This window comes from Cryptosporangium japonicum (assembly GCF_039524755.1).
In the GTDB taxonomy this organism is placed as follows: Bacteria; Actinomycetota; Actinomycetes; order Mycobacteriales; family Cryptosporangiaceae; genus Cryptosporangium; species Cryptosporangium japonicum.
Window position 1 is genome coordinate 202,980 of sequence record NZ_BAAAGX010000046.1, and the last position, 24,890, is coordinate 227,869.

General features: G+C 72.1%; 24 protein-coding genes. 10 read left to right on the forward strand and 14 right to left on the reverse strand.

Annotation, left to right across the window (positions count from 1 at the left end; translation table 11 throughout):
* The first annotated feature begins 11 nt into the window (after positions 1-11).
* The gene (locus ABD437_RS41245) at positions 12-638 is read left to right on the forward strand and encodes a glycosyltransferase family 2 protein (protein ID WP_344654440.1); all 627 of its coding nucleotides are present in this window, start codon (positions 12-14) and stop codon (positions 636-638) included.
* Positions 639-800: 162 nt separating this feature from the next.
* On the opposite strand, the gene ABD437_RS41250 is transcribed toward ABD437_RS41245, so the two are convergent.
* The 7 genes from ABD437_RS41250 to ABD437_RS41280 form a co-directional block, all read right to left on the reverse strand.
* On the reverse strand, positions 801-1,319 hold the full coding sequence (locus tag ABD437_RS41250; RefSeq protein WP_344654441.1) for a DUF1360 domain-containing protein: 519 nt from the start codon (positions 1,317-1,319) through the stop codon (positions 801-803).
* Between the two features lie 6 nt (positions 1,320-1,325).
* Positions 1,326-1,670, reverse strand: coding sequence for a hypothetical protein (locus ABD437_RS41255; protein WP_344654442.1), 345 nt, complete (start codon positions 1,668-1,670; stop codon positions 1,326-1,328).
* A 66-nt stretch (positions 1,671-1,736) separates the two neighbouring features.
* Complete coding sequence (locus tag ABD437_RS41260) at positions 1,737-1,946, reverse strand: hypothetical protein (RefSeq protein WP_344654443.1); 210 nt, start codon at positions 1,944-1,946, stop codon at positions 1,737-1,739.
* A gap of 159 nt (positions 1,947-2,105) precedes the next feature.
* The gene (locus ABD437_RS41265; RefSeq protein WP_344654444.1) at positions 2,106-2,378 is read right to left on the reverse strand and encodes a DUF4235 domain-containing protein; all 273 of its coding nucleotides are present in this window, start codon (positions 2,376-2,378) and stop codon (positions 2,106-2,108) included.
* On the reverse strand, positions 2,375-2,758 hold the full coding sequence (locus ABD437_RS41270; protein ID WP_344654445.1) for a DUF3618 domain-containing protein: 384 nt from the start codon (positions 2,756-2,758) through the stop codon (positions 2,375-2,377). Before ABD437_RS41270 ends, ABD437_RS41265 begins: the two co-directional genes overlap by 4 nt.
* On the reverse strand, positions 2,755-3,204 hold the full coding sequence (locus ABD437_RS41275) for a phage holin family protein (RefSeq protein WP_425558366.1): 450 nt from the start codon (positions 3,202-3,204) through the stop codon (positions 2,755-2,757). Before ABD437_RS41275 ends, ABD437_RS41270 begins: the two co-directional genes overlap by 4 nt.
* Positions 3,205-3,218: 14 nt before the next feature.
* On the reverse strand, positions 3,219-4,202 hold the full coding sequence (locus tag ABD437_RS41280) for a YihY/virulence factor BrkB family protein (RefSeq protein WP_344654446.1): 984 nt from the start codon (positions 4,200-4,202) through the stop codon (positions 3,219-3,221).
* 317 nt (positions 4,203-4,519) lie between these two features.
* Between ABD437_RS41280 and ABD437_RS41285 the strand changes: the two genes are divergently transcribed.
* The gene (locus ABD437_RS41285; RefSeq protein ID WP_344654447.1) at positions 4,520-4,840 is read left to right on the forward strand and encodes an STAS domain-containing protein; all 321 of its coding nucleotides are present in this window, start codon (positions 4,520-4,522) and stop codon (positions 4,838-4,840) included.
* Here ABD437_RS41285 and ABD437_RS41290 read toward each other — a convergent pair.
* Positions 4,826-6,097 (reverse strand): glycosyltransferase, encoded by a 1,272-nt coding sequence (locus ABD437_RS41290; protein WP_344654448.1) that lies wholly within the window; start codon positions 6,095-6,097, stop codon positions 4,826-4,828. The genes ABD437_RS41285 and ABD437_RS41290 overlap by 15 nt on opposite strands.
* Positions 6,098-6,577: 480 nt before the next feature.
* Here ABD437_RS41290 and ABD437_RS41295 point away from each other — a divergent pair, with 480 nt between their 5' ends.
* The 4 genes from ABD437_RS41295 to ABD437_RS41310 all read left to right on the forward strand — a co-directional run bounded on the left by ABD437_RS41295 (position 6,578) and on the right by ABD437_RS41310 (position 9,170).
* Complete coding sequence (locus ABD437_RS41295; RefSeq protein ID WP_344654449.1) at positions 6,578-7,198, forward strand: SRPBCC family protein; 621 nt, start codon at positions 6,578-6,580, stop codon at positions 7,196-7,198.
* Positions 7,199-7,263: 65 nt separating this feature from the next.
* Positions 7,264-7,743 carry an ATP-binding protein gene (locus ABD437_RS41300; protein WP_344654450.1) on the forward strand — a complete coding sequence of 160 codons (480 nt, stop codon included), beginning with the start codon at positions 7,264-7,266 and terminating at the stop codon, positions 7,741-7,743.
* A gap of 191 nt (positions 7,744-7,934) precedes the next feature.
* Positions 7,935-8,696 carry an RNA polymerase sigma factor SigF gene (locus ABD437_RS41305; protein ID WP_425558383.1) on the forward strand — a complete coding sequence of 254 codons (762 nt, stop codon included), beginning with the start codon at positions 7,935-7,937 and terminating at the stop codon, positions 8,694-8,696.
* 6 nt (positions 8,697-8,702) lie between these two features.
* Positions 8,703-9,170 carry an SRPBCC family protein gene (locus ABD437_RS41310; protein WP_344654452.1) on the forward strand — a complete coding sequence of 156 codons (468 nt, stop codon included), beginning with the start codon at positions 8,703-8,705 and terminating at the stop codon, positions 9,168-9,170.
* Here the strand turns inward: ABD437_RS41310 and ABD437_RS41315 are convergent.
* From ABD437_RS41315 to ABD437_RS41330, 4 genes are all read right to left on the reverse strand, one after another.
* Positions 9,161-10,756, reverse strand: coding sequence for a phytoene desaturase family protein (locus ABD437_RS41315; protein WP_344654453.1), 1,596 nt, complete (start codon positions 10,754-10,756; stop codon positions 9,161-9,163). The two genes, ABD437_RS41310 and ABD437_RS41315, sit on opposite strands and share 10 nt — an antisense overlap.
* On the reverse strand, positions 10,753-11,766 hold the full coding sequence (locus tag ABD437_RS41320; protein ID WP_344654454.1) for an SDR family oxidoreductase: 1,014 nt from the start codon (positions 11,764-11,766) through the stop codon (positions 10,753-10,755). The genes ABD437_RS41315 and ABD437_RS41320 overlap by 4 nt, the downstream gene beginning before the upstream one ends.
* An 80-nt stretch (positions 11,767-11,846) precedes the next feature.
* Complete coding sequence (locus ABD437_RS41325; RefSeq protein WP_344654455.1) at positions 11,847-12,200, reverse strand: hypothetical protein; 354 nt, start codon at positions 12,198-12,200, stop codon at positions 11,847-11,849.
* Positions 12,201-12,292: 92 nt separating this feature from the next.
* The gene (locus tag ABD437_RS41330; protein ID WP_344654456.1) at positions 12,293-13,837 is read right to left on the reverse strand and encodes a Na+/H+ antiporter; all 1,545 of its coding nucleotides are present in this window, start codon (positions 13,835-13,837) and stop codon (positions 12,293-12,295) included.
* Between the two features lie 124 nt (positions 13,838-13,961).
* Between ABD437_RS41330 and glgX the strand changes: the two genes are divergently transcribed.
* From glgX to fxsT, 4 genes are read left to right on the forward strand one after another with little or no spacing between them, the layout of a single operon-like run.
* The gene (gene glgX, locus ABD437_RS41335; protein WP_344654457.1) at positions 13,962-16,070 is read left to right on the forward strand and encodes a glycogen debranching protein GlgX; all 2,109 of its coding nucleotides are present in this window, start codon (positions 13,962-13,964) and stop codon (positions 16,068-16,070) included.
* Position 16,071: 1 nt separating this feature from the next.
* Positions 16,072-18,336, forward strand: coding sequence for a malto-oligosyltrehalose synthase (treY, locus tag ABD437_RS41340; protein WP_344654458.1), 2,265 nt, complete (start codon positions 16,072-16,074; stop codon positions 18,334-18,336).
* Between the two features lie 11 nt (positions 18,337-18,347).
* The gene (gene treZ / locus ABD437_RS41345) at positions 18,348-20,069 is read left to right on the forward strand and encodes a malto-oligosyltrehalose trehalohydrolase (protein ID WP_344654459.1); all 1,722 of its coding nucleotides are present in this window, start codon (positions 18,348-18,350) and stop codon (positions 20,067-20,069) included.
* Between the two features lie 49 nt (positions 20,070-20,118).
* A complete protein-coding gene (gene fxsT, locus ABD437_RS41350; protein WP_344654460.1) occupies positions 20,119-22,590 on the forward strand; it encodes an FxSxx-COOH system tetratricopeptide repeat protein in 2,472 nt (823 codons plus the stop codon).
* Here the strand turns inward: fxsT and ABD437_RS41355 are convergent.
* Both ABD437_RS41355 and ABD437_RS41360 read right to left on the reverse strand, forming a co-directional pair.
* Positions 22,587-23,354, reverse strand: coding sequence for an ANTAR domain-containing protein (locus ABD437_RS41355; protein WP_344654461.1), 768 nt, complete (start codon positions 23,352-23,354; stop codon positions 22,587-22,589). The two genes, fxsT and ABD437_RS41355, sit on opposite strands and share 4 nt — an antisense overlap.
* Positions 23,355-23,382: 28 nt before the next feature.
* A complete protein-coding gene (locus ABD437_RS41360; RefSeq protein ID WP_344654462.1) occupies positions 23,383-24,888 on the reverse strand; it encodes a potassium/proton antiporter in 1,506 nt (501 codons plus the stop codon).
* Positions 24,889-24,890 lie beyond the last annotated feature (2 nt).

Genomic DNA, 24,890 nt, shown 5'->3' on the forward strand with positions numbered 1-24,890 from the left:
GGATCGCCGTCGTGGTGCCAGCCCACGACGAGGAGGAACTGCTGCCCGCCTGTCTCGACGCGCTGCGCGAGGCCACCCGGCACGCACCGCTCCCGGTCGACGTCCTGGTGGTGCTGGACGCCTGCACCGACGCCACCGCCGCCGTGGCGGCCGAGTCCGGGGTGGACACGCTGAGCGTGGACGCACGCAACGTCGGCCGGGCCCGTGCCGCCGGCGCCGCCGCGGTGGTGGCCGACGACACCTGGCTGGCCTGCACCGACGCCGACACCCGGGTGACACCGGACTGGTTCGCCCAGCAGTTGCGGTTGGCCCGGGCCGGCGCCGACGTCGTCACCGGGATCGTGCTCGTCGACGACTGGGGCGACTGGCCGGAGGCGACCGCGGACGCGTTCCGGGCCGCGTACCGCGAGAACCTGCACACCCACGTGCACGGCGCGAACCTCGGGCTCAGCGGTGCGGCCTACCGGCGGGCCGGTGGTTTCCGGCCGGTGCCGGTGGCCGAGGACCACGCGCTGGTACGCAGCGCACTGGAGGCCGGACTGCGGGTGGCACGCAGCACCGAAGTGCGCGTGTTCACCAGCGCCCGCCGCCACGCCCGCGCCCCCGAGGGCTTCAGCGGCTACCTCCGAGCGCTTTAGGCCCTGTCCTGTGAGTCTCGCTCGCAGCGAGGCACCGCTCAGGCGTCGTCAGGCAAGGCGGAGGCCTTTCCCGATACCGCTGTTGTATCGGGAAAGGCCGACAACGCGGCCTGGCGGCGGCTGAGCGGAGCCGCAGCCGAGCATGGACTCGCAGGACAGGGCCTAGTCGACCTTCTCCCGGACCGCGGTGTAGGCGAAGTGGAGGAGGTCGGAGCCGGCCACCGCGGTGAGCGCGGTCGCCGCCACCCGGGTGAAGCCCGGTGCGAACACCAGGCCGGCCGCGAACGCCGTGGCGATCCACATCGACGTGCAGAACGGGCAGTTGGCGAGCTCACCGGCCGCGTGCCGCAGCGGGTCGTGATGGGCGGGCTCCTCGTTGACCTCGCCCTCCCCCGCGGGCTCCACGAACCGGGTGAACGGCGCCCGCAACGGGCTGGCGATCGCGTCCTTGGTGAGGATGCGGCTGAGTTTGTACGTCGCGGCGGTCAGCAGCGCCACGTCGCCGGCCGACACCGTGCGCGGAGCTTTGCGCCCGAGCGCGACGGCCAGACCGGTGAGGCCGGCCACCGTGCCCCCGTAAGCCCCGATCAGCGTCAGGTAACCCCGTAACGGCCGATCGTCCGGCGCCGTCCGCGAATAACGCTCCGCCACCCTGGACGCGGCCGCACGTACGTCGGTCATCACTGGTCAGGCCCCCTCGGTGTCGGTCGTGGTCAGCCCGGTGCCCCCGGGGTTCTCGAGGTCCGCCTGGCCCGGCTGCCGCCCCGAGACCCCGGCGCCCCCGGTCCGGACCCCGTCGTCCGCCGGTGGGGTCTCCGTCGATCCACTCGGGAAACCTTCGTCGCCGGACGAATTCCCCGGCACCTCCCGGGGCTCCCCGGTGGAGACGCCGTGCGCGACGCGTTCGTCGGAGGCGCTGGAGAGCGTGCCCGACTCGGCCGGTGCCTCCTGGGCGATCGCCGTGCCCTCACCCGGGTCGTTCTCGTGTTCCACGCCGCGGTAGGCCGGTGCCGGCTGCTCATGAGTACTCACCTCGATGGCATGTCCGCTGACGCCGGAGAAAAACCTGCGCGCGGGCCGGTTACGGCCGCGAACCGGTCAGGGACGGCCCCAGGTGGAGCGCATCTGGGTCAGGTAACCGCCGCCTGGGGGCTGTTCACCGTGGAACGCTCCGGCGGCGGGCCGGGACAGGAACGCGTGGCGCTCGGCGCGCATCCACGCCGCCGACGCGACCGCGGCCCGGGTGGCCCGGGACCAGGCCCAGGCGCCGAACGTTCCTCGCTGGGCGACTGCCGCAGCCTGCGTCATGGTGCACTCTCCTGATCGAAGCGCCCTCGGGGGGCGAGGACGGTTGGCAGCTACCCGGGTCGCGGGAGATCAATCCCCGACCGGCGTGCTGAACCGATGGAGAAAGCACAAGGAGCCGTACGCCCGATCGGGGCGCACGGCTCCATTATGGATTACCGGTCAGTCACCGGGCCATTCGCCGGTGGAGCGGGCCCACGCCTGCGCGCCCGCCCGGTCGATCGTCGCCTTGACCACGGCGTAGATCGCTCCCTGGATGGCGGACGCGAGCAACACCTCGCCCCACCCGTATTCACTCTGGGTCGCGCCCGGCGCGTCGTCCCGGCCGGACACCTTCTTCCACACCTGCTTGAAGATGACCCCGGCGATGAGACCACCGGCCATACCGGACGCCAGACCGATCGGACGGTAGACGACCTTCGACGCCTTGCTCATCGGCCGAACCTCCGCCGGACCGGCGTGGCCCGCCGGGCCCGCAGCTTCCGTCCGCCGATCACCAGCGCCACCAGGGCGGCCGCCGCACCCGCCGCGACCTGCGGCCACGGCGCGTACCGCGAGAGCGCCTCCTTGCCGCGCTCGGCCGAGGCCTGCGCCTTCACCCGGCTCACCTCGGTGCGCTCGGCGGCCCGGGTCTTGAGCGAGTCCAGCTGGACCTTCGTGGTCTCCACCGTCTCGCGGACCTTCGCCTGGGCCTGCGCCTTCACGTCGGCCTTCGCGGCGAGCGCTTCGACCGTGTCGCCGAGGTCGGCTCTTATCTCGGCGATCTCGGCGCGGAGCTGATCTGGGTCCTTCGCCTCGGTCTTGTCCGCCGTCATCGGTGCGCACGCTCCTTCACGGTCTCGATGTCACGCTTCACGCCGTCGACCGCCTCGGCCGGAACCGGCGGCGTCGCCTGCTGGAACTCCTTCTTGCCGGTCAGGGCGAGCACCCCGGCCACGGCGAACAGCACCACCGCGACGACGAGCGCGGACGCCCACACCGGCAGGACGAGAGCGAGCCCCGCGATCGCCGCGGTGACCAGCGCGCCGACACCGTAGAGCGCCACGACCCCGGCCCCGCCGAACATCCCGGCGCCGAGCCCGGCCTTCTTGCCCTTCTGGGTGAGCTCCAGCTGCGCGAGCTTCAACTCGTCACGCACGAGCGTCGAGACCTGGTCGGCCATCCGGGTGACGAGTTCGGCGGTGGACGCCGAAGCGGTGTCGAACCGCCCCGGCGAGGGCGGATCGACGGGCTGAACTCTGTGTTCCGTCTGGGTGGCCATGTGAACGTTCCTCCCTAGGTGAGCGAACCGGACGTGCTGGGCCCCACCTCGTCGGCCTTCTGGGCGCCGCGGTGCCCGAGGGGCTCGGCCGGCCCGGTGGTGCTGTCGCGCTCCGTCTGAGCCTCGAGTTCGGCGTTCAGTTCGGCGCCGAACAGGATCGCCATGCACGAGATGTAGAGCCAGAGATTGAGGACGATGACGCCGGCCAGCGCGCCGTACGTCTTGTTGTAGCTACCGAAGTTGTTGACGTAGAACGAGAACCCCGCCGACGCGATCAGCCAGAGCACGGTGGCGACCACGGCACCCCAGGAGATCCACCGGAAGCGCGCGTTGCTCCGGTCGGGCGCGAAGCGGTACAGCAGGCTGAGCCCGAACATCATCAGCACCGCGAGCAGTACCCAGCGACCGACCCTGACAACCCCGTTGGCGAACGAACCGAGATTCAACGCGTCGAGCACCGGCGGCACCACCGCGACCAGCAGGATCGCGACGACGAACGCGACGATCGCGCCGAGCGTCATCAGGATCGCCAGCCCGCGCTTCTTGAGGAAATTGCGTTCGTCCACCTCGTCGTACGCGGTGTTGACGGCCTGGATCATGCCGTTCATGCCACCGGACGCGCTCCACAGCACCGCGCCGAGCGAGATGATCAGGCCGATCGACAGGCCCTTGCCGCTGGCGTTGGTGGCGGCCGTGATCGGGTCGGTGATCACCGATTTCACGTCCGACGACAGGCTCGCGGTCAGTTCGTCGATCTGGCCGGCGATCACGTCCGGGCTGGCGACCAGGCCGTACATCGTGATCGCACCGATCGCGGCCGGGATGAGCGCCAGCCACGCGTAGAACGCCGCGGCGGCCGCGGCGGTCGAGATCTGATCGTCCTTGAACTCCCGGACCGTGCGGACGAGGACGTCTTTCCAGCCACGCAGCGGGATCTCACGGGGCGAGTTCGCTTGCCGGCCACGCGCTGCGCTCGAGCCGGCGGGCACTGCGGTCATCCGGTTCACCCCCTGGAGTCGGTACGCCTCCCATACCCCGAGTAACCGTTTCCAATACGCCCGGGCGGGGTGGAACTTCCCTCTTGTCCGGTCCACCCTGTTGTCCCGGCCACGTCACACGTACTCTTGACCGGATGGGAGAGGGTGAGCAGCCAGCCACTTCAGGCCGTGCGCCCTCGGCGCGCGCCCCGGTGCGGCGTTCAGCGAGGGAGTGACCCATGACGCCATCGAAGGCCGAACACCCCACAGCAGCGAGCGGCGTGGAAGTCCGGACCGTCGCCGAAAGTGCGGGTTCTCCCGTTCAAGAAACCCTGACGGTGGCTACGCAGCGTGAGGCGACCGGCCTGACCACCGTGAAGGTCGACGGCGAGCTCGACATGCTCACCGCGCCCACCCTGATGTCCGTGGTCGACGACGAACTCGACCGCGGCTGCAACCGGCTGCTCGTCGATCTGCGGCCGGTGCGCTTCCTCGGCTCCAGCGGGCTCACCGCGCTGATCGCGGTGGCCCGCCGCTGCGCGACCGATCAGGTGGAGCTCCGCCTGGTGGCGGATGGCCCGAGCGTGATGCGGCCGCTGGAGATCACCGGTCTCGCGGCCGCGTTCACCACCGTCTCGGATCCGCTAGACGCCTGGTAGTTCGTTTTCGAGCACGACTTCCTCGTCGACGATCGGGGTCGGCAGCAGGCGCCGGTACACCCGTTCGACGCTGGTGGCCACCCGCGACCACTCATAGCGCGACCGCGCGCGGTCGGCGCCCGCGACCCCGAACCCGAGCCGGCGCACCGGGTCGCCGAGCAGCGCCCGGATCGCCGACGCGAGGTGATCGGGACGGCGCGGCGCCACCAGCACACCGGAAACCCCGTCCACGACCACGTCGGAGACCGCGCCGACCGCCGTCACCACCACCGGGATCCCGCAGGCCATCGCCTCGAGCACCCGGCCGGCGCCGGCCGGGCCGTGCCAGGGCACACAGACGACGGCGTCGGCCGAACGGAGCATCGCCGGCCGATAGCCGGGATCGGTGCGGTCGAGATCCGGGTCGGCGAACGAGACCCGGTCGGCCACGCCGAGCTGGGCCGCGCCCTGGCGCAGGCGGGCCAGCTCGTCGTCGCCCTGCTGTTCGTCGGCGGTGGCACCGAAGATCAGCAGCTCGACGCCGGGCAGGCCGCGGAGCGCGGCGATGACCGTCTCGAACCCACCCGACGGGGTCAGGTCACCGAGCGCGACCAGGCGTGCCTCGTCGGAGGCGTCGAGCGCGGGGCCGGGCGCGAACCGGTCGACGTCGATGCCGGCGGGAACCATCGTGATGCGTTCACGCGGCACTCCCATCCGGGCGAGTTCCTCGACCTCGTCGTCGCTGCCGGCCACCACCGCGTCGACCGACCGGGCCAGCGCCACCTCGAGCCGGATGCGGTTGGCGAGCGCGGCGTCGGTCCGGCCGGCCGGTGCGCCCTCGCGGGTGCGGCGCAGTTCGGCGCCGAAGCCGGCGAGCGTCAGCACGAACGGCACCGGCGGCTGGCTGGCACCGCCTCCGACCAGCGCGGACTCCCGGAGTTGCTGACGGGCGGCGGCCGCGGCGAGCCCGGACGTCCACGAGTAGGCGTGCACGACGTCCGGCGGGTCGGCGCGCCACTGCTCGGCGAGCGCACGCCCGAAATCGCTTATCCAGGCGGCCAGTTCGGATTCGGGGAGCGGCTGCGGGGGGCCCGCGTCGACCTGGCGGATCGTCACGCCGGCCGTCGTCCCGGACTCGCTCGGAGTGGCCGTGTCGGCGCGCCTGGTGTGGACGTCCACGTCGTGCCCGGCGTCGGCGAGCGCGGCGGCCAGCGCCCTGACGTGGCCGGCCACCTCCCGCCCGCGCGTGGTGGGCAGGTCGACCGGCGCTGACACCATGGCGATCCTCATAAAGCAACTGCCCTTCCGGAGCGGACGAGACAGGGGAACCCGCTCCTGTTCCCACGCTAAGCCCAGCGAAGCCAAATCGCAGCAAACCAACCCGGGGTCGCGTGGCCGTCGCCGCGAAGACGTACTCCACTCACCGTAAAGCGCTCCGCTCACACCGCAACCTCACCGCCGGTGCGGGAAACGCGTCACGAATCGCCCGGAATCAGGTGTGTGAGGTCAGCAGACCCGGGTATGGGTGCTGTGGCCCCGCCAGCCGCCTACACAGCGTTATCGCTGGTCGGCAGCGGGGCGGAGACGAGCGACCGGGCGCGACGACGCCCGGAGTCCGCGGAGCGGGCCCCGAGCGGGGCTCGTATCCCCCGGGTCCAGCAGCGGGCCTTTCACGACGGGACACCCGTCGGCAATTTTTCACCGACCCGGGTGGCCGGTCCGTATTCGGGCCACCGCCCCCGTGAGGAGGAAAACGACGTGAGCACCATCGAGCGGTCGATCGACGTCCACGTGCCGGTCCGCACGGCCTACGACCAGTGGACGCAGTTCGAGACGTTCCCCCAGTTCATGGAGGGCGTCGAGAGCATTCAGCAGACCGACGACCTGCACACCCACTGGCGCACGAACATCGCCGGCGTCAAGCGCGAGTTCGACGCCGAGATCACCGAGCAGCGCCCCGACGAGCGGGTGGCGTGGAAGAGCACCAGCGGTGAGAAGCAGGCCGGTGTGGTCACGTTCCACCGGCTCGACGACGAGAACACACGCATCATGCTGCAGCTGGACTTCCAGCCCGAGGGCGCGGTCGAGAAGGCCGGCGACGCGCTCGGCGTGGTCTCGCACCGGGTGAAGGGCGACCTGGAGCGCTTCAAGTCGTTCATCGAGGAGCGCGGGGGCGCGACCGGCGCCTGGCGTGGCGAGAAGGACGCGCCGCCGCAGAAGGGCGACCTCGCGACCGACCACTTCACCCCGACGACCCCGCGTACCGAGGAGGACCCGAGCGCGATCGCGCACGGCGTCCCGGGCACGACCAACCTGACCAGGGAAGAAGCCCAGCGGGCCCACGACGAGGGCCGCCCGGCGACCCCGCCCGTGATCTGACGATCCATCCGTCGGCGCCGGCCGGGCTCCGCACCCCGGCCGGCGCTGGAATGAGGGGGTATTCGGTGCCAGCGACCCTGCGCCACGCACACTCCGCCCAGATCCACCCGGCACCGACGACGCTTACCCGCTCCGCGCGTGACCCGGATGCCGCCGACAACGCCGTCGAGGTCATCTGCCCGGCGACGGCCGAGCAACTCCCGGTGCTGCGTGCGATCGCGACGTCGATCGCGCTGCGCGCCGACGCCGACCTGGATCTCGTCGCGGATCTCCGGCTCGCCGTCGACGAGGCCTGCACCGCGCTGGTGCGTGCCGCCGGATCCGGTGAGCCGCTGCACTGCCGGTTCATCCAGCACCCCGACGCCGTCGAGGTGGTGGTCGCGGCTTGGGCTCCACAGCCGTCCCCGGCCGAGGACGAGTTGGGCATCCTGCTGCTGAGCAGCCTCACCGACCACATCGCGACCGAGACCCAGGCCGTCGACGACGGGTTCGAGCTGCGCACCTCCCTGCTGATGAAGGTGCACCCGGAAGGAACACGCTCGTGAACGACGGCGCGGGGGGCGTCGACGTCCGCGACCCCGGCCTACGCCCGGAAGCGGACCTCGGGGTGCAGCGCGGCCCCGACCTCTGGGGTGAGCCCGAGGCCGAGCGTCCGAAGCCCCGGCGGGACTCCTCCGACGGCTACAGCTCGTCGAAGCTGACCGCTCACCTCACCGACCAGGGCAACGGCCGGCGCCTGGACTACGACGACTACGCCACGGTCGCGCCGCTGTTCGAGCGGTACCTCGAACTCGACCGGGACGACCCGGAGCGGGTCGCGGTGCGGGAGAAGCTGGTCACCGCCCACCTCCCGCTGGCGCGGCACATCGCGCGGCGGTTCGCGAACCGCGGTGAGCGGCTCGAGGACCTGACCCAGGTCGCGATGGTGGGCCTGATCCAGGCGATCGACCGCTTCGACCCGCACCGGGGCGTGGAGTTCCTGTCGTTCGGCATCCCGACGATCATGGGCGAGGTCCGCCGCCACTTCCGCGACCAGGGCTGGTCGGTGCGCGTCCCGCGCCGGCTGAAGGAACTGCACCTGGCGATCAACGCGGCGGTCGGCGAGTTGTCGCAGCACAACGGACGGGCCCCGACCGCCAGCGAGCTGGCCGCGCACCTGAACCTCTCCCGCGAGGAGGTGCTCGAGGGCCTGGAGGCCGCCAACGCCTACCAGTCGACGTCGCTGGACACCCCGGTCGGCGCCGAGGCGGACGCGCCGTCGCTCGGCGACACGCTCGGCGGTGAGGACACCGCGATCGACGCCGTGGAGTACCGGCAGGCGCTGCAGCCGCTGCTGGCGAAGATCCCGCCGCGGGAACGGCGCGTGCTCGCGCTCCGGTTCTTCGGCAACCAGACCCAGACGCAGATCGCCCAGGAGATCGGCGTCTCCCAGATGCACGTGTCCCGTCTGCTGGCCGCGACGCTCGCCAAGCTGCGAGCGGGCCTGCTGGAGGAGTGAGCAGCTGTGCAGAGCGTGCGCTTGTTGATCCCGACCACCCCCGACCGGGTCTTCTCGGTGCTCGCCGACGGCTGGGCCTACGCCAGCTGGGTGGTGGGCGCGAGCCACATCCGGGACGTCGACGAGGGCTTTCCGGCGGTCGGGACGAAGATCCACCACAGCGTCGGCGGGTGGCCGGCGATGGTGAAGGACAACTCCGAGGTGCTGGAGATCGAGCCGGACCGGCTGCTCGTCCTGAAAGTGAAGGTCTGGCCGCTGTTCGCCGGCATCGTGCGGGTGCAGTTGGAGCCGGACGGCTCCGGGACCATGGCGACGATCTCCGAGGAGTTCGTCGACGGTCCCGGCAAACTGCTGCCCGAGCCGCTGATCGCGCCGGTGCTCAACGCCCGCAACCGCGAGTCGCTCAAGCGGCTCGCGGCCCGGGCGCTGAACGACAACCGTTACGCGGCCGGCGGGTCCCTCGGTCAGCGGTAGACCGCCCGGTTGGCTGCCCGGATCAGCGACGCGTAGGCCGGACCACCGAGCGAGTCGCGCTTCAGCGCGGCTCGCGCGGCGTTGCTGCCGGGCCCGCCGTGCACTCCCCCGCCGGGGTGGGCCGACGCGCTGGCCAGGTAGAGCCGGTCGATCGGGGTGTCGGCCCGGCCGAGCCCCGGCACCGGCCGGAAGAACAGCTGCTGGTGGATCGCCGCGGTACCCAGGTTCGCGACACCCTCGGGCAGCGACGGGTTCCCGTGCGTGACCTCGGCCGTGCTGAGCACCCGGCGCGCGACGATGCGGTCGGCGAAACCGGGCGCGTGCTTCTCGAACAGGGCCTGGACCTTGTCGGCGTGGCGCTCGGTCTCGCCCGGCTTCCACTCCCGGCCGTGGGGCACGTGCGTATACGCCCAGACCGAGTCGCCGTTGCCCGGCGCGCGGGACGGGTCGGCCACCGCCATCTGGCCGGCGAGCACGAACGGGTGCTCCGGGATCCTGCGGCGCGCCAGGTCGGCTCCGTACTGGGTGAGCCCGTCGAGGTCGACGCCCAGGTGCACGGTGCCGGCCCGGCGGGCGGCCTCCGCGGTCCACGGGATGCGGTCGGAGAGCGCCCAGTCGATCTTGATGATCGCGTTGTCCCAGGCGAACCGGTTGAGGTCGTCGACCATCCGCGGCGGCAGGTGCCGGTCCCCCACCAGCTGGCGGTACAGGTGGAGTGCCGCGGTGTCGGCCAGCACGGCTTTCCGGGCCTGGATCAGCGCACCCGACGCCGTCCGCACGCCCACGGCCTGACCGCGGGCCACCAGCACCTTCTCGACCGGCTCGGAGCAGCGCAGCTGCCCGCCGGCGGCGGTGAGCCGGGACACCAGCGCACCGGTGAGCGCACTCGCGCCGCCCTCGGGCACCGGGAAGCCCTGGAACTGCCCGAGCATCGCGAGCAGCCAGCCGAACACCGAGCTCGCGGCGCTCTCCGGCTGCAGGTCGGTGTGGAGCGCGTTGCCGGCCAGCAGCACCTTCGCGCCCTCGCCGGAGAACGTCTCGGCGGTGTACTGCTTGACCGGCTGGACGGCGAAGCGGGCGAACCGCAGCGCCTCGGCGACGCCGAGCGTGCGCAGCAGCCCGGTGGCGGCACGCACCGGCGGGAACGGCTGGAACAGCGCGTTGATGAGCTGGTCGGCGACCCCGCGGAACCGCTCGGCCTCGCGGCGCCAGGCGTCCCCGTCGCCGGGGGCGAACGCGTCGACCGAGGCCGCGGTCTCGTCCAGGTCGCGGGAGAGCACGGCGGCCCGGTCGTCGGGCAGCACGTGGGCCAGCACGTGCGGCGCGTGCCGCCAGCGCAGGCCGTGCTGCTCGAGGTCGAGTCCGGCCAGCACCGGCGAGGCGCCGCCCAGCGGGTAGAACGCGCTGCACAGGTCGGCGACGTAACCGGGGCTGATCTCGTCGGAGCGGACGGCGCCGCCGGGCTCGGCCGCCGCCTCCAGCACCAGCACGTGCCAGCCCGCGTCGGCGAGCAGATTGGCGGCTACCAGCCCGTTGTGTCCGCCGCCGACGACGACGGCGTCGACGGTCTCGGTGGGGGTGGTCATCGGCGTCCCTTCACCAGGACGGCGGTCGCGGCGATCACCGCGCCGCCGGCCGCGAGCACCAGGGGCTTGCGCCCGGCGGCCCAAGCCTGCCAGCTGTGCGACTTGGCCTTCTCGTCGAACACACCGTGCGCGCCCCGGTCCTGGACGTCGTCCAGCGGGCGGCTGAGGTTGTCCTTCCAGGCCGTGGCGTCGATCTCGTCGGGGGTCTGCTGGCTGGCGACGCCGTTGCGGGCCAGGTAGTGGTCGAGCAGGCGCGGAATGAACTTCTGGCCCCAGCGGGTCGCGACGGTGATCAGGCCGACGTCGAGCATCCGCTGACCGGTCCCGGCGGCACGCACGATCGCCTCCGCACCGACCTCCGGCTGGTAGATCGGGGGAACCGGCTGGGGGTGGCGGGGCAGGCGCGTGCGCACCCAGCCGAACTGGGGGGTGTTCATCGCCGGGAGGTTGACCTGGCTGATGCGCACGTCGCTCTTCTCCGCGAGCAACTCCACCCGCAGCGACTCGGTGAAACCGGCCACCGCGTGCTTGGAGGCGCAGTACGGCGCCTGCAGGGGGATCGAGCGGTAGGCCAACGACGACCCCACCTGGACGATCGTGCCGGAACCGCGGGCTCGCATCCGCTTGAGCGCGGCCAGCGTGCCGTTGACGACCCCGAGGTAGGTGACCTCGGTGACCCGCTTGAACTCGGACGGCGTGACGTCCCAGGTGTAGGCGAACACGCTGGCCATCGCGTTGTTCACCCAGACGTCGATCGGGCCGAGCTCGGCCTCGACGCGGGTGGCGGCGGCCTCGACCGCGTCCGCGTCGGAGACGTCGGTCTGGACGGCGAGCGCGGCCGCGGCGCCGTGGTCGAGGGCCTGGCGGCAGGCGGCCTCCAGGCCGGCCTGGCCGCGGGCGAGCAGTCCGACGGCCGCTCCCCGTCGGGCGAAGGCCAGCGCGGTGGCGCGGCCGACACCCGCGCTCGCACCGGTCACCACGACTACAGGGGCACCGGACGCAGTCGGCATGGCCGTCGTCTCCTTCTCCTCGGCGCGATGTGCTCCGACGAGGTGCCCGAGTCCTCCCGGGGGCAAACCGCCCGCGTCGATCAGCCTTTCAACGTGAGCGCGTGGAACTCGCGGGAGGTGACGAGCGTGCCGTCGAGCGTGCCGGTGACGATCGCCTTCGCACCGGAGGGCAGCGTGGAGAGCGCCCGGCGCTGTCCGTCGACGGTGATCGTGGCTCCGGCGACGAGCGCGACGGTCAACTCGGCGTGGCGACGGCGGCCGTCCTGTACGTCGCGGATCGTCACGGTGCTCTCGAGGAGGTCGAACCCGCTGATCGTGCCGACCAGCTCGACGTGCTGACCCCGGCGGCGTCGGTCCCGCACCACCGGCGCGTCGGCGACGGCGGCGAGCGAGTGCGTGCCGACGGAGGCGGCGGCGAACAGGTTGTCGGTCATCGGATCTCCCGGTAGGTCGGCGGTTGCCTGCACCGGGTAGTTCGGGCCGCTCCGGTCGCCTCCGAAGCGCAGGCGAGGGGCAGAACGGTTGCTCAGTGCGCGGCCCAGGAATCTCGGAGGTTCCTGGCGGCGATCTCGCGGAGGACGCGGTCGGCGGCTTCGGCGCTCACCTCGCCGTTGCTGCGCAGGCCCAGCACGGCCGCCTGCTCGGCCTCACGCAGCTTGCCCGCGACCCGGCCGGCGTCCATCATCCGCTGACGCACGTCCTCCGGCAGGTCCTCGCGCAGGTCCGGCACGATCCGGGCGTAGCGGCGCCGGATCAGGTCCACCACCCCGTCGTCGACCCGGCCGTCGGCGTGCAGTTCCTCCAGCCGGGCCATGGCCGCCCCCGCGGCCACCGAGCGGGCCTGGCCCACCTCGTCGAGCTCCTCCTCGGCCGAGCGGACGCCGAGCGCACGCACCATCCAGGGCAGCGTCAGCCCCTGCCCGACCAGCGTCACGACGACGACCGCGATCGAAGCGAACAGCACGACCGGCCGCCCGGGGAAGTCCATCGGCAGCGCCAGCGCGGTGGCGAGCGTCACCACGCCGCGCATGCCGGCCCAGGACACGACGACCGACTCACGCCACCCGTGGCCGTCGCTGGTCCTGCGCATCCGGCGCCCGGCCACCCAGCCGAGCGGCAGCACGAACAGCGCTCTGGTCGCGATCGCCGCGGCGCACACCGCGGCGGCGACACCGGCCCCGTAGGTGGGCACACCCGGGTCGAGCACGACCTTGACCAGCGCGTAGCCCACCAGCCCGAACGCGAACCCGCCGATGAGCCAGTCGAGCACCCGCCAGACCGTGCCACCGGCCAGGAACCCCGCGCCGGTGTAGGCGTCGCTGCCACCCTGGCCGAGGATCAGCCCGGCGACCACGACCGCCAGCACGCCCGACCCGTGCAGCTCCTCGATGCCCAGGTAGGCCGCGTACGGCAGCAGCAGCGACAGGCCCACCTCGGCGCGCGGGTCGGACAGGCGGCTGATCAGCGTCCGGCCGATCCAGCCGACGGCGATCCCGACCAGCGGCGCGACCAGCACCGACACGGCGAGCGTCCCGGCCGCGTCGGCGAGCGAGAACGCGTCGGTGAGCGCGGCCGACACCGCGGTCGTGTAGATCACCAGCGCCAGCGCGTCGTTGATCAGGCCTTCGCCCTCCAGCACCGCGACCAGCCGCTTGGGCAACCCGAGCCGGCCGGCCAGCGAGGTGGCCGCGACGGGGTCGGGCGGCGAGACGATCGCGCCGAGCGCGACCGCGGCCCCGAGTGTCAGGCTGGGGTCCACCCACTGGGCGATCAGGGCCACGACCGCGGTGGTGACCGCGACCAGGCCCACCGCGAGCGCGAGCAGCACCTTCCAGTTGCGGGTGAAGTCACGCCGGGAGCTGCGCTGCGCGGCCGCGAACAGCAGCGGCGGGAGGAACAGCGGCAGCACGAGATCCGGTTCGATGAGTTCGCGCGGCGTCTCCGGCACCAACGCCAGTACCGCGCCCATCAGCGTGAGCGCGACCGGGGCGGGCACCCCGAACCGGTCCGCGAACGGGCTGAGGAGAACGACGCCGAGCAGCAGGACCAGGACGACGACCAGAGCGTTCACAGGCACGTGCTACCCAGTGAACGCCAATCGGCACGCGGGGCGGAGGATTGCACCGGGCCGAACCGGGGCAGGACAGGTTCGCGGCCTGTGGCGAGCGTCGCTGGATCGATCACGAGGAGGCACGATGCAGGTGTGGGCCGGCACCAGTTATCCGCTGGGTGCGACCTACGACGGCGTCGGCACGAATTTCGCGCTGTTCTCCGAAGCCGCGACCAAAGTCGAGGTCTGCCTGTTCGACGACAGCGGCGCCGAGGAGCGGTACGCGCTACCCGAGGTGGACGGCTTCGTCTGGCACGGGTACCTCGCCGGCGTGCAGCCGGGGCAGCGGTACGGCTTCCGGGTGCACGGGCCGCACGACCCCCAGGCCGGCGTGCGCTGCAACCCCAACAAGCTGCTGCTCGACCCGTACGCGAAAGCGATCGACGGCGACGTCGACTGGGACGACTCGCTCTTCGGCTACAAGTTCGACGCCCCGCACGAGCGGTCCGACGGCGACTCCGCGAAGCACCTGCCGAAGTGCGTCGTCGCGAACCCGTACTTCGACTGGGCCGAGGACCGCTCGCCGCGCCACCAGTACCACGAGACGGTCATCTACGAGACGCACGTCCGCGGGCTGACGATGAAGCACCCGGGCGTGCCCAAGGCGCTGCGCGGCACGTACGCCGGCATCGGGCACCCGTCGGTCGTCGAGCACCTCTCCAAGCTCGGCGTCACCGCGCTCGAGCTGATGCCCGTGCACCACTTCGTGCACGACCACTACCTGGTCGAGAAGGGCCTGCGTAACTACTGGGGTTACAACACGATCGGCTTCCTGGCGCCGTACTCCGGCTACAGCAGCACCGGCACCCGCGGGCAGCAGGTGCAGGAGTTCCGGGCGATGGTCAAGGCGCTGCACGCCGCCGACATCGAGGTGATCCTGGACGTCGTCTACAACCACACCGCCGAGGGCAACCACCTCGGGCCGACGCTCGGCTTCCGCGGCATCGACAACCGCACGTACTACCGCCTGGTCGACGACCAGCCGGAGTACTACATGGACTACACCGGCACCGGGAACAGCCTGAACGTCCGGCAGCCCCATTCACTGCAGCTGATCATGGACTCGCTGCGGTACTGGATCACCGAGATGCACGTCGACGGGTTCCGGTTCGACCTCGCGGCGACGCTGGCCCGCGAGTTCTACGACGTCGACCGCCTCTCGACGTTCTTCGAGGTCATCCAGCAGGACCCGATCGTCAGCCAGGTGAAGCTGATCGCCGAGCCCTGGGACGTCGGGCCCGGTGGGTACCAGGTCGGCAACTTCCCGCCGCTGTGGACCGAGTGGAACGGCCGCTACCGGGACACGGTGCGTGACTTCTGGCGCGGCGAGCCGGGCACGCTCGGCGAGTTCGCGTCACGCATCTCCGGCTCGGCCGACCTCTACCAGCACGACGGGCGCCGCCCGGTGGCCAGCATCAACTTCGTGACCTGCCACGACGGCTTCACGCTCAACGACCTCGTCTCCTACAACGAGAAGCACAACGAGGCCAACGGCGAGAACAACAACGACGGCGAGAGCCACAACCGGTCGTGGAACTGCGGGGTCGAGGGCCCCACCGACGACCCCGAGGTGCTGGAGCTGCGTGCGCGTCAGCGGCGCAACTTCCTCGCCACGATGCTGCTCTCGCAGGGCGTGCCGATGATCGGGCACGGCGACGAGCTCGGCCGCACCCAGCAGGGCAACAACAACGCGTACTGCCAGGACAGCGACATCTCCTGGGTCGACTGGCGCAGCTCCGACGACCAGCTGGTCGACTTCGTCCGGCAGGTCTCGCAGCTGCGTGCCGAGCACCCGGTGTTCCGCCGTCGCCGGTTCTTCGACGGCCGTCCGGTGCGACGCGGCGCGGGCACCCCGCTCAGCGACGTCGAGTGGTTCACGCCGGACGGGCGGGAGATGAGCGAGGACGACTGGGAGAGCGACTTCGGCCGCGCGATCATGCTGTTCCTCAACGGGAACGGCATTCGCGAGCTGGGGCCGCAGGGCGATCTGATCACCGACGACTCGTTCATCCTGGCCTTCAACGCACACTACGAACCGATCGACTTCACGATGCCGCCGAGTGAGTACGCCACCAAGTGGAAGGTCGCGGTCGACACCGCTTCGCCGGCCGAACGGGCGGGACGGGTCGCCGAGGCCGGCGGTCAGATTCCGGTCGAGGCGCGCTCGCTCCTCGTGCTGCAGAGGGACGTGTGACATGGGCGCAATCCGAGGCACCTACCGCGTGCAGGTGCAGCCGGCGTTCGACCTGCGGTCCGCCGCCGGGCTGAGCGACTACCTGCGTGACCTGGGCGTCACCCAGCTGTACTCGGCTCCGCTGCTGCAGTCGACGCCCGGCTCGCAACACGGGTACGACGTCGCCGACCACTCGCACGTCAACACCGAGCTGGGCGGTGCCGAAGCGTTCGCCGAGCTCAAGGACGCCCTGCGTGCGCACGGGCTCGGGCTCGTCGTCGACATCGTGCCCAACCACGCCGGGGTGGCGGTGCCGCACGCGAACCCGGCCTGGTGGGACCTGCTGGAGCACGGGCCGGAGTCGGAGTACGCGCGCTGGTTCGACGTCGACTGGGAGCGCGGCCCGATCCTGATCCCGGTGCTGGGGTCGGACGACGACGTGTCGGCGCTGACCGTCGAGGACGGCGAGCTGCGCTACTACGAGCACCGCTACCCGATCGCGCCCGGCACCGGTGACGGTTCACCCCAGCAGATCCACGAGCGGCAGCACTACCGGCTGGTCGACTGGCGCCGGGGTGACGGTGAGATCACCTACCGGCGGTTCTTCGCGATCGCCGACCTGGCCGGGCTCCGCGTCGAGGACCCGACCGTGTTCAACGCCACCCACGGCGAGATCCTCCGCTGGTACGCCGAGGGCGGCCTGGACGGCATCCGCGTCGACCACCCGGACGGCCTGCGCGATCCCGGCGAGTACCTCCAGCGGCTGCGTGTCGGCGCGCCCGAGGCCTGGCTGGTCGTGGAGAAGATCGCCGAGCCCGGCGAGGAGCTGCCGGAGTGGCCGATCGACGGCCTGACCGGCTACGACGCGCTCGGCGAGGTGGGCGCGCTGTTCGTCGACCCGGCCGGCGAGGACGCGTTCACCGCGCTGGACACCGAGCTCACCGGCGTCGCCACCGACTACCCGGAGCTGCTGTACGCGTCGAAGAAGGACGTCGCCACCGGCATGCTGCTCGCCGAGCTGCGACGGCTGGCCCGGCTCGTGCCGGACGAACCGCAGGCCGAGGCGGCACTCGCCGAACTGCTGGCCGCGTTCCCGGTGTACCGGTCCTACCTGCCGTTCGGCCTCGACCACCTGGCATCGGCGCTGGTCACCGTGCGGGAGCGCCGACCCGAGCTGGGGCCGGCGCTGGACACGCTGGAGGCCAGGCTCACCGACCCGGACGACCCGCTGGCGATCCGGTTCCAGCAGACGTCGGGCGCCGTGATGGCCAAGGGCGCCGAGGACACCGCGTTCTACCGCTGGACCCGGTTCGTGGCGTTGAACGAGGTCGGCGGGGACCCGCAGCGGTTCGGCGGATCGGTGTCCGACTTCCATGCCGCGCTGGCCGCGCGCCAGGCGCACTGGCCCCGGGGCATGACGACGCTCTCCACGCACGACACCAAGCGCTCGGAGGACGTGCGGGCCCGGCTGGCCGTGCTCGCCGAGATCCCGGACGAGTGGGCGACGGCCGTCCGTCGCTGGCGCGAGGCCGCCCCGGTGCCGGACGGCGCGATCGCGCACCTGCTCTGGCAGACCGTGGTGGCGACGTACCCGATCACCGCCGACCGGCTCAAGGCCGCGCTGCAGAAGTCGGCCCGCGAGGCCCGCACGGTGACGTCGTGGAACGACCCGAACGAGGAGTTCGAGGCGGCGCTGGAGGCGGCGATCGACACCGCGCTCGCCTCGCCCGACGTGGCCGCGTTCGCCGAGCTCGTCACGCCGTACGGGTGGGTGAACGCGCTCGGGCAGAAGCTGGTGCAGCTCACCATGCCCGGCATCCCGGACACGTACCAGGGCACCGAGCTGTGGGACAACTCGCTCGTCGACCCGGACAACCGGCGCCCGGTCGACTTCGACGCCCGGCGCAAGCTGCTGGCCCGGATCGACGACGGCTGGCTGCCGCCGCTCGACGCCGAGGGCGCGGCCAAGCTGCTCGTGACCTCGCGTGCGCTGCGGCTGCGCCGGGACTCCCCGGAGCTGTTCGAGTCGTACACGCCGATCGCGGTGACGGGGTCGGCCGCCGACCACGCGGCCGCGTTCGACCGGGGCGGGGCGATCACCGTGGTGACCCGGCTGCCGATCGGTCTCGAGCGGCGCGGCGGCTGGGGCGACACCGTGCTCGAACTGCCCGACGGCGAATGGAAGGACGTGCTGACCGGGGCCGAGTACTCCGCCGGCGCGGACGGACCGGTCGGTTTGATCGACGTGCTGTCGCGGTATCCGGTAGCGCTTCTGACTCGAGTGTGAGGGACTCCGTCGTGACGACGTTCGAGCTGTGGGCACCCGTACCGTCCCGCGTCCGGGTGCGGGCCGGTGGCCGGGACACCGAGATGACCGCCGGTGAGGGTGGCTGGTGGCGAGCCGAGGTGCCGGACGCCGGTCCGGGCACCGACTACGCCTACCTCCTCGACGACGACGAGCACGCCTACCCCGATCCGCGCGCGGTCTGGCTGCCCCACGGCGTGCACGAGGCCGGTCGGGTGTACGACCACGGCGCGTTCGAGTGGACCGACGGGCTCTGGACCGGACGGCAGCTGGCCGGCAGCGTGCTCTACGAGCTGCACGTCGGTACGTTCACCCCGGAGGGCACGTTCGACGCGGCGATCGACCGGCTCGACCACCTCGTCGAGCTCGGCGTCGACATCGTCGAGCTGCTCCCGGTGAACGGCTTCAACGGTGCGTACAACTGGGGCTACGACGGCGTCGCCTGGTACGCGGTGCACGAAGGGTACGGCGGCCCCGACGGTTTGAAGCGCTTCGTCGACGCCTGCCACGGCAAGGGCCTCGGCGTCGCGCTCGACGTCGTCTACAACCACCTCGGGCCGTCGGGCAACTACCTGCCCCGCTTCGGGCCCTACCTGAAGGCCGGCTCGAACACCTGGGGCGACCTGGTCAACCTCGACGGACCGCAGTCCAACGAGGTGCGCGCCTTCATCCTCGACAACGTGCTGGGCTGGCTCCGCGACTTCCACGTCGACGCCCTGCGCTTGGACGCCGTGCACGCGCTCGCCGACACCCGGGCGTCGCACCTGCTGGAGGAGTTCTCGCGCGAGGTCGACGTCCTCTCGACGCACCTCGGCCGCCCGTTGTCGCTGGTCGCCGAGTCCGATCTCAACGACCCGCGGCTGATGGCCCCGCTCGAGGCCGGCGGGTACGGGCTCACCGCGGCCTGGGACGACGACGTCCACCACGCGCTGCACTCCGCGCTGACCGGTGACCGCAGTGGCTACTACGGCGACTTCGGTGCGCTCTCGACGCTGGCCATCGTGCTCACCGAGGCCTATTTCCACGCCGGCACCTACTCGACGTTCCGCCAGCGGATCCACGGCCGCCGGGTCGACCGGCGCAACACGCCCGGCCACCGGTTCGTCGTGAGCCTGCAGAACCACGACCAGATCGGCAACCGCGCCACCGGCGACCGGCTCTCGGCGACGCTCTCCCCCGGCCTGCTGACGATCGGCGCGGCGCTGATGCTCACGTCGCCGTTCACGCCGATGCTGTTCATGGGCGAGGAGTGGGGCGCGGGCACCCCCTGGCAGTTCTTCACCAGCCACCCGGAGCCGGAGCTGGCCCTCGCCGTGGAGCGCGGCCGCAAAGCCGAGTTCGCCCAGCACGGCTGGGGCGAGGCGGAGGTGCCGAACCCGCAGGACCCGGCGACGTTCGAACGCTCGAAGCTGGATTGGAGCGAGCTCGGCTCGAAGCCGCACGCGGATCTGCTGAACGTGTACCGCGAGCTGATCGCGCTGCGCCGGCAGGTCTCCGACCTCACCGACCCGCGCCTGGACCGGGTGTCGGTGGAGTACGACGAGGACGCCCGCTGGATCGTCGTCCACCGAGGCGACCACGCGGTCGTCGCGAACCTGTCCGCCGAGCCCCGGCGGGTCCCGCTCAGCGCCACGACGGTCCTCTTCGGCGAGGCCGAGCCCGCCGGGAGCGGCCTCGACCTCGGCCCGGAATCGGTGGCCGTCGTCCGCCGCTGATCGGCCCGACCGGGTGTACCGGGTAGTGGGTGGTTGACAGACTGTCGCCATGGGTGGGCATGTGTTCGTGTCCTACACGGCCGCGGACCGCAAGTGGGCGGAGTGGATCGCCTGGGTCTTAGAAGACAACGGGCTGCGGGTGGTGCTGCAGGACTGGGATTTCGTCCCGGGCACCGACTGGGTGCGGAGGATGGAAGACGCCGTCCTCCGGTCGGACCGCATGCTCGTGTTGTGTTCCCCGGCGTACCTGTCGTCGTCGGACTACGGCCGGATGGAGTGGCAGGTCGCGCTGCGCGCGGACCCGGCCGCGGCGGAACGGCGACTGGTGCCGGTGAAGATCCGCGACTGCACCGTGCCGGGGGTACTGGGCGGGCTGACGTGGATCGACCTGACCGGGCGCGGCGAGGCCGAGGCGGAGCGGTTCCTGCTGGACCGACTCACCGCGGCCGACTCCGGACGGGCCAAACCGACGGAACGACCGGGCTTCCCCGGTGCGGAACCGACCGGCGCGCCGGTTCCGCGGCCGGACTTTCCGGGGCGCCTCCCGCCGGTGTTCAACGTCCGGCGCCCGAACCCCCGGTTCACCGGACGCGAGCATCTCCTCGCCCGGCTCGGTGAGGCGTTGCGGTCGACGGGCCGGGTGACCGTGGCGTCCGTGCGGGGCCTGGGCGGGGTGGGCAAGACCGAGACCGCGGTGGAGTACTGCCACCGCCACGCGACCGGCTACGACACGGTGTGGTGGATCGACGCCGAGGACCCCGGCACCATCCCGGCGCAGCTGGCCGAGTTGGGTGCGCTGCTCGGGGTGGCGGCCGACCCGGGCGACGCGGTGGCGACCGCGCAGCAGGTCCGGCACCGCCTGGCCCGCCAGGACGACTGGCTGCTGGTGTTCGACAACGCCGAGGATCCGGCCGGGATCACGACGTGGATACCGGACGGAGGCCGCGGCGCCGTGCTGGTGACCACCCGCCGGACCGGCTACCAGTCCCTCGGCCCGGTTCTCGAGGTGCCGGTGTGGGAGCGGGCCGAGTCGCTGGAGTTCCTCACCGAACGCCGACCGGACATCACCCGTACGGACGCCGAGCACCTCGCCGAGACGCTCGGGGATCTGCCGCTCGCATTGGAGCAGGCCGCCGCATATCTCGACACCGCCCAACTGACCCCGACCCGCTACCTGGAGCTGTGGGACAAGGCGGGGGACCGGCTGTTGGGACGTGGACACGCCACCGGGCACACGCAGACCGTGGCGACGGTGTGGACGGTCGCGATGGACCGGATCGCCGGTGAGTCACCGGCGGCGGAGGTGCTGCTGCGGGTGTGCGCGCTGCTGGCCCCCGAGCCCATCCCCACCGGCCTCTTCACGGCAGCTCCGGAGCCGTGGCCGCCGGTGCTGGCCAGGGCCGTCGAGGACGAGTTGGAGTTCGAGGACGCTCTCGGAATCCTGGCCTCGTACGCGCTGATCACTCGTGACCGCGACACGATCCGGCTGCACCGCCTCGTGCAAACCGTCACCACCACCAGTACACCGCCGCCGCAGCGCGAGGAACTGCTCCGCGCTGTCCTGGCCTCGCTGCGTGCCGCCTGTCGCTTCGACGTGACCGCCCCGGCGGCGTCGGCGTGGTGGCGCGGCCATCTGCCCCACGTACTGACCTGCGCCCGCGCCGGGCTCCGGCGGCCCCGCCCGGCGCAGTCGGCCCGAGCGCGCACCGACGCTTCGGTCCTCCTCCACGCCACCGGCCGGTACCTCGGCGAGATCGGACAGGTCGGGCAAGCCGTCGAGCTGCTCGAAACCGCCCTGACGAGCGACACCGACATCTTCGGCCCGGACCACGTCGTCACCCTGACCACCCGGCAGGACCTGGCGGGGTCGCGGGGCGAGACCGGGGACCCCGACGCTGCGGCCGACACCTTCGCGGACGTGGTCGACGACTGTCTGCGCGTGCTGGGACCCGACCACCTCCACACCCTGATCGCCCGGCACAACCTGGCGAACTGGCGGGGCCGGGCCGGGGACCCGGACGCCGCCGCGGACGCGCTCGCGGCCCTGCTCGACGACTGTCTGCGCGTGCTGGGACCCGATCACTCCCAGACCCTGACCAGTCGGCACGCCCTGGCCCGGTGGCGGGGCAAGGCCGGGAACCCCGACGCCGCCGCCGACGCACTGGCCGCTCTGCTCGACGACCATCTGCGGGTCCTCGGGCCCGAGCACCCCCATACCCTGACCACCCGCCACAACCTGGCGTACTGGCGAGCCCAGGCGGGGAACCCCGCGGCCGCGGCCGACGCACTCGCCGACCTGCTCGACGACCGGCGGCGGGTGCTGGGGCCCGACCACCCCCAGACCCTGACCACCCGCCACAACCTGGCCTGCTGGCGGGGCGAGGCCGGAGACCCCCACGCGGCCGCCGACGCGCTCGCCGAGCTACTCGACGACCGGCTGCGTGTCCTCGGCCCCGACCACCCCCACACCCGGATCACCCGGGTCAACCTGGAGTACTGGCGGAGGAAGGCCGCGCTTTAGCGCGCGGCGGCTCGGACGCCGTCCCAGAGTTTGCGGGCCGCCGCCCGGGACTCCTCGGTGGGTTCCAGGACGTGCCCGATGTCGTCCGGGTGCTCGGCCGGCGCGTTGCCGACATGCTCGGCCAGCGCCACCGCCAGCTCACGCAACCGCACGTTGTAGCGCTGGCTGGCCTTGTCCAGCACCTGGAAGGCCTGCGGCGCCGACAGGCCCGCGGTCGCCATGACCGCGCCTTTGCACTGCTCGATCACCCGGCGGTACTGCACCATCTTCGCCATCTGGTCGGCGCGCATCGACTCGCGCTGGCAGAACACCACCGTGGCCAGGGCGTGCGTCACCATCGGCTCGATCCGGTCGAGCACCGCGACCGTCTTCTCGGTGGGGCCGCGGTCGAGGTAGAGGGTGAACTGCGAAGGACCGCCCTCGTCCCAGGAACCGGGCGTCGCCACCGCCCCGAGCGTGCCGGGCAGCCCCACCAGGAACGTGCTGTCCAGCGCGCGGGCCAGCGACGGGTACTCCGGGTCGGCGCGCAGGTTCTGGCTCAGCACGGTGCGCTCGGTGGCGCGGGTGGTCACGATCGGGCCCTCGCCCAGCTCCCACTGCAGCCGATCGAGTTCGGGGGCGAGGCCGATCGACGCGAACATCTCCACCTTGCCGTCGCGAACGAGGGTCACTCCGGCACCCAGGGCTCCGGCCACCTCGTCGACGGCATACGCGAGCAGGCGTTCGATGAGTTCTTTGCCTGAGGTGTTGTCGTCGTCGTTCACCTAGATTTGATTCCCCCCAGATCCCGGGTCAATCGTGGGTGGGAACTTCCCCACCACGCTCGCCCCACCACCGGGCCAGCTGGCCGGCCCGGCTCACCGCACGCAGCCTGCGCTCGGTGGCCCGCCGGTCGGCCGTCGTGGTGACGACGAGGAACTGGTCACCGACCCGGAAGCGGGTGTGCTCGTCGGGCACCGAGCTCTTCCCGTCGCGCACCAGCAACGTCACCACCGCACCGTCGGGCAGGCGCAGGTCGGTCACCCAGACGCCGGCCAGGCGGGACCGCGGCGGGATCGCGACGGCCAGCAGGTCGGCGCGGAGTTCGTCGAGCGGCGCCGCCTCCACCACGATGTCGCGTGCCTCATCCGGGGCCGCCACCCCGAGGCGCCGGGCGATCCACGGCAGCGTCGGCGCCTGCACCACGGTGAACACCAGTACCAGCAGGAACACCACGTCGAACATCCGCGCGCGGCCGGCGAGCGGCGCCACCGCCGGGATCGTCGCCAGCACGATCGGCACCGCTCCGCGCAGCCCCGCCCAGGAGAGGAACGCCTGTTCGCGCCACGGCAACCGGAACGGCGTCACCGAGACGAGCACCGAGAGCGGCCGGCCGACCAGGAGCAGCGCGGCCCCGACGACGAGCGCCGGCACCAGGGCGTCGTCCAGGCGGCTCGGCGACGCCAGCAGGCCGAGCAGCACGAACATGCCGATCTGCGCCACCCAGGCGATGGCCTCGGCGAACCCGAGGGTGGCGTTGCGGTGCGGCAACGACGCGTTGCCGAGCACCAGCCCGGCGACGTAGACCGCGAGGAAGCCGCTGGCGTGCAGCTGGCCGGCCGCGCCGAACGCCAGCAGCGGGATCGCGATCGCGCTGATCGGGTACAGCCCGGACGCCGGGAGCGCGACCCGGTTGAGCAGCCACTGGCCGGCGAACCCGACGAACAGTCCGAACGCCGCACCGGCGACCAGCTCGTAGAGCACCAGCCCACCGATGCTCCACGGCGAGGCCTCACCCCAGGCGTCCGAGGCCACGACGCTGACCAGGATGACCGTCGGCGGGTCGTTGAACCCGGACTCGGCTTCGAGGGTGGCGCTCAACCGCCGGCGCAGCGGCAGCCGGCGCAGGACCGAGAACACCGCGGCCGCGTCGGTGGACGACACGACCGCGCCGATCAGGATGCCCATCCGCCAGTCGAAGCCGAGCAGGAAGTGCGCGCAGGCCGCGACCGCGCCGACGCTGACCAGCACGCCCACCGTCGACAGGACCGCGGCCGGCCCGATCACCGGCCGGATGTCCGGCCACCGGGTGGTGAGGCCCCCTTCGGCCAGGATCACCGCCAGCGCCGCGAAGCCGACGACCTGCGCCACCTCGGCGTCGTCGAAGCGGATCCCGACGCCGGCCTCACCCAGCGCGAGCCCGACCAGGAGGAACGCCAGCAGCCCGGGCATCCCGACCCGGGACGCGACTCGGACGGCGATGACCGCGGCCAGAAGAACCGAGGCCCCACCGAGCAGGATGAGATTGAGCGCGTGCATTC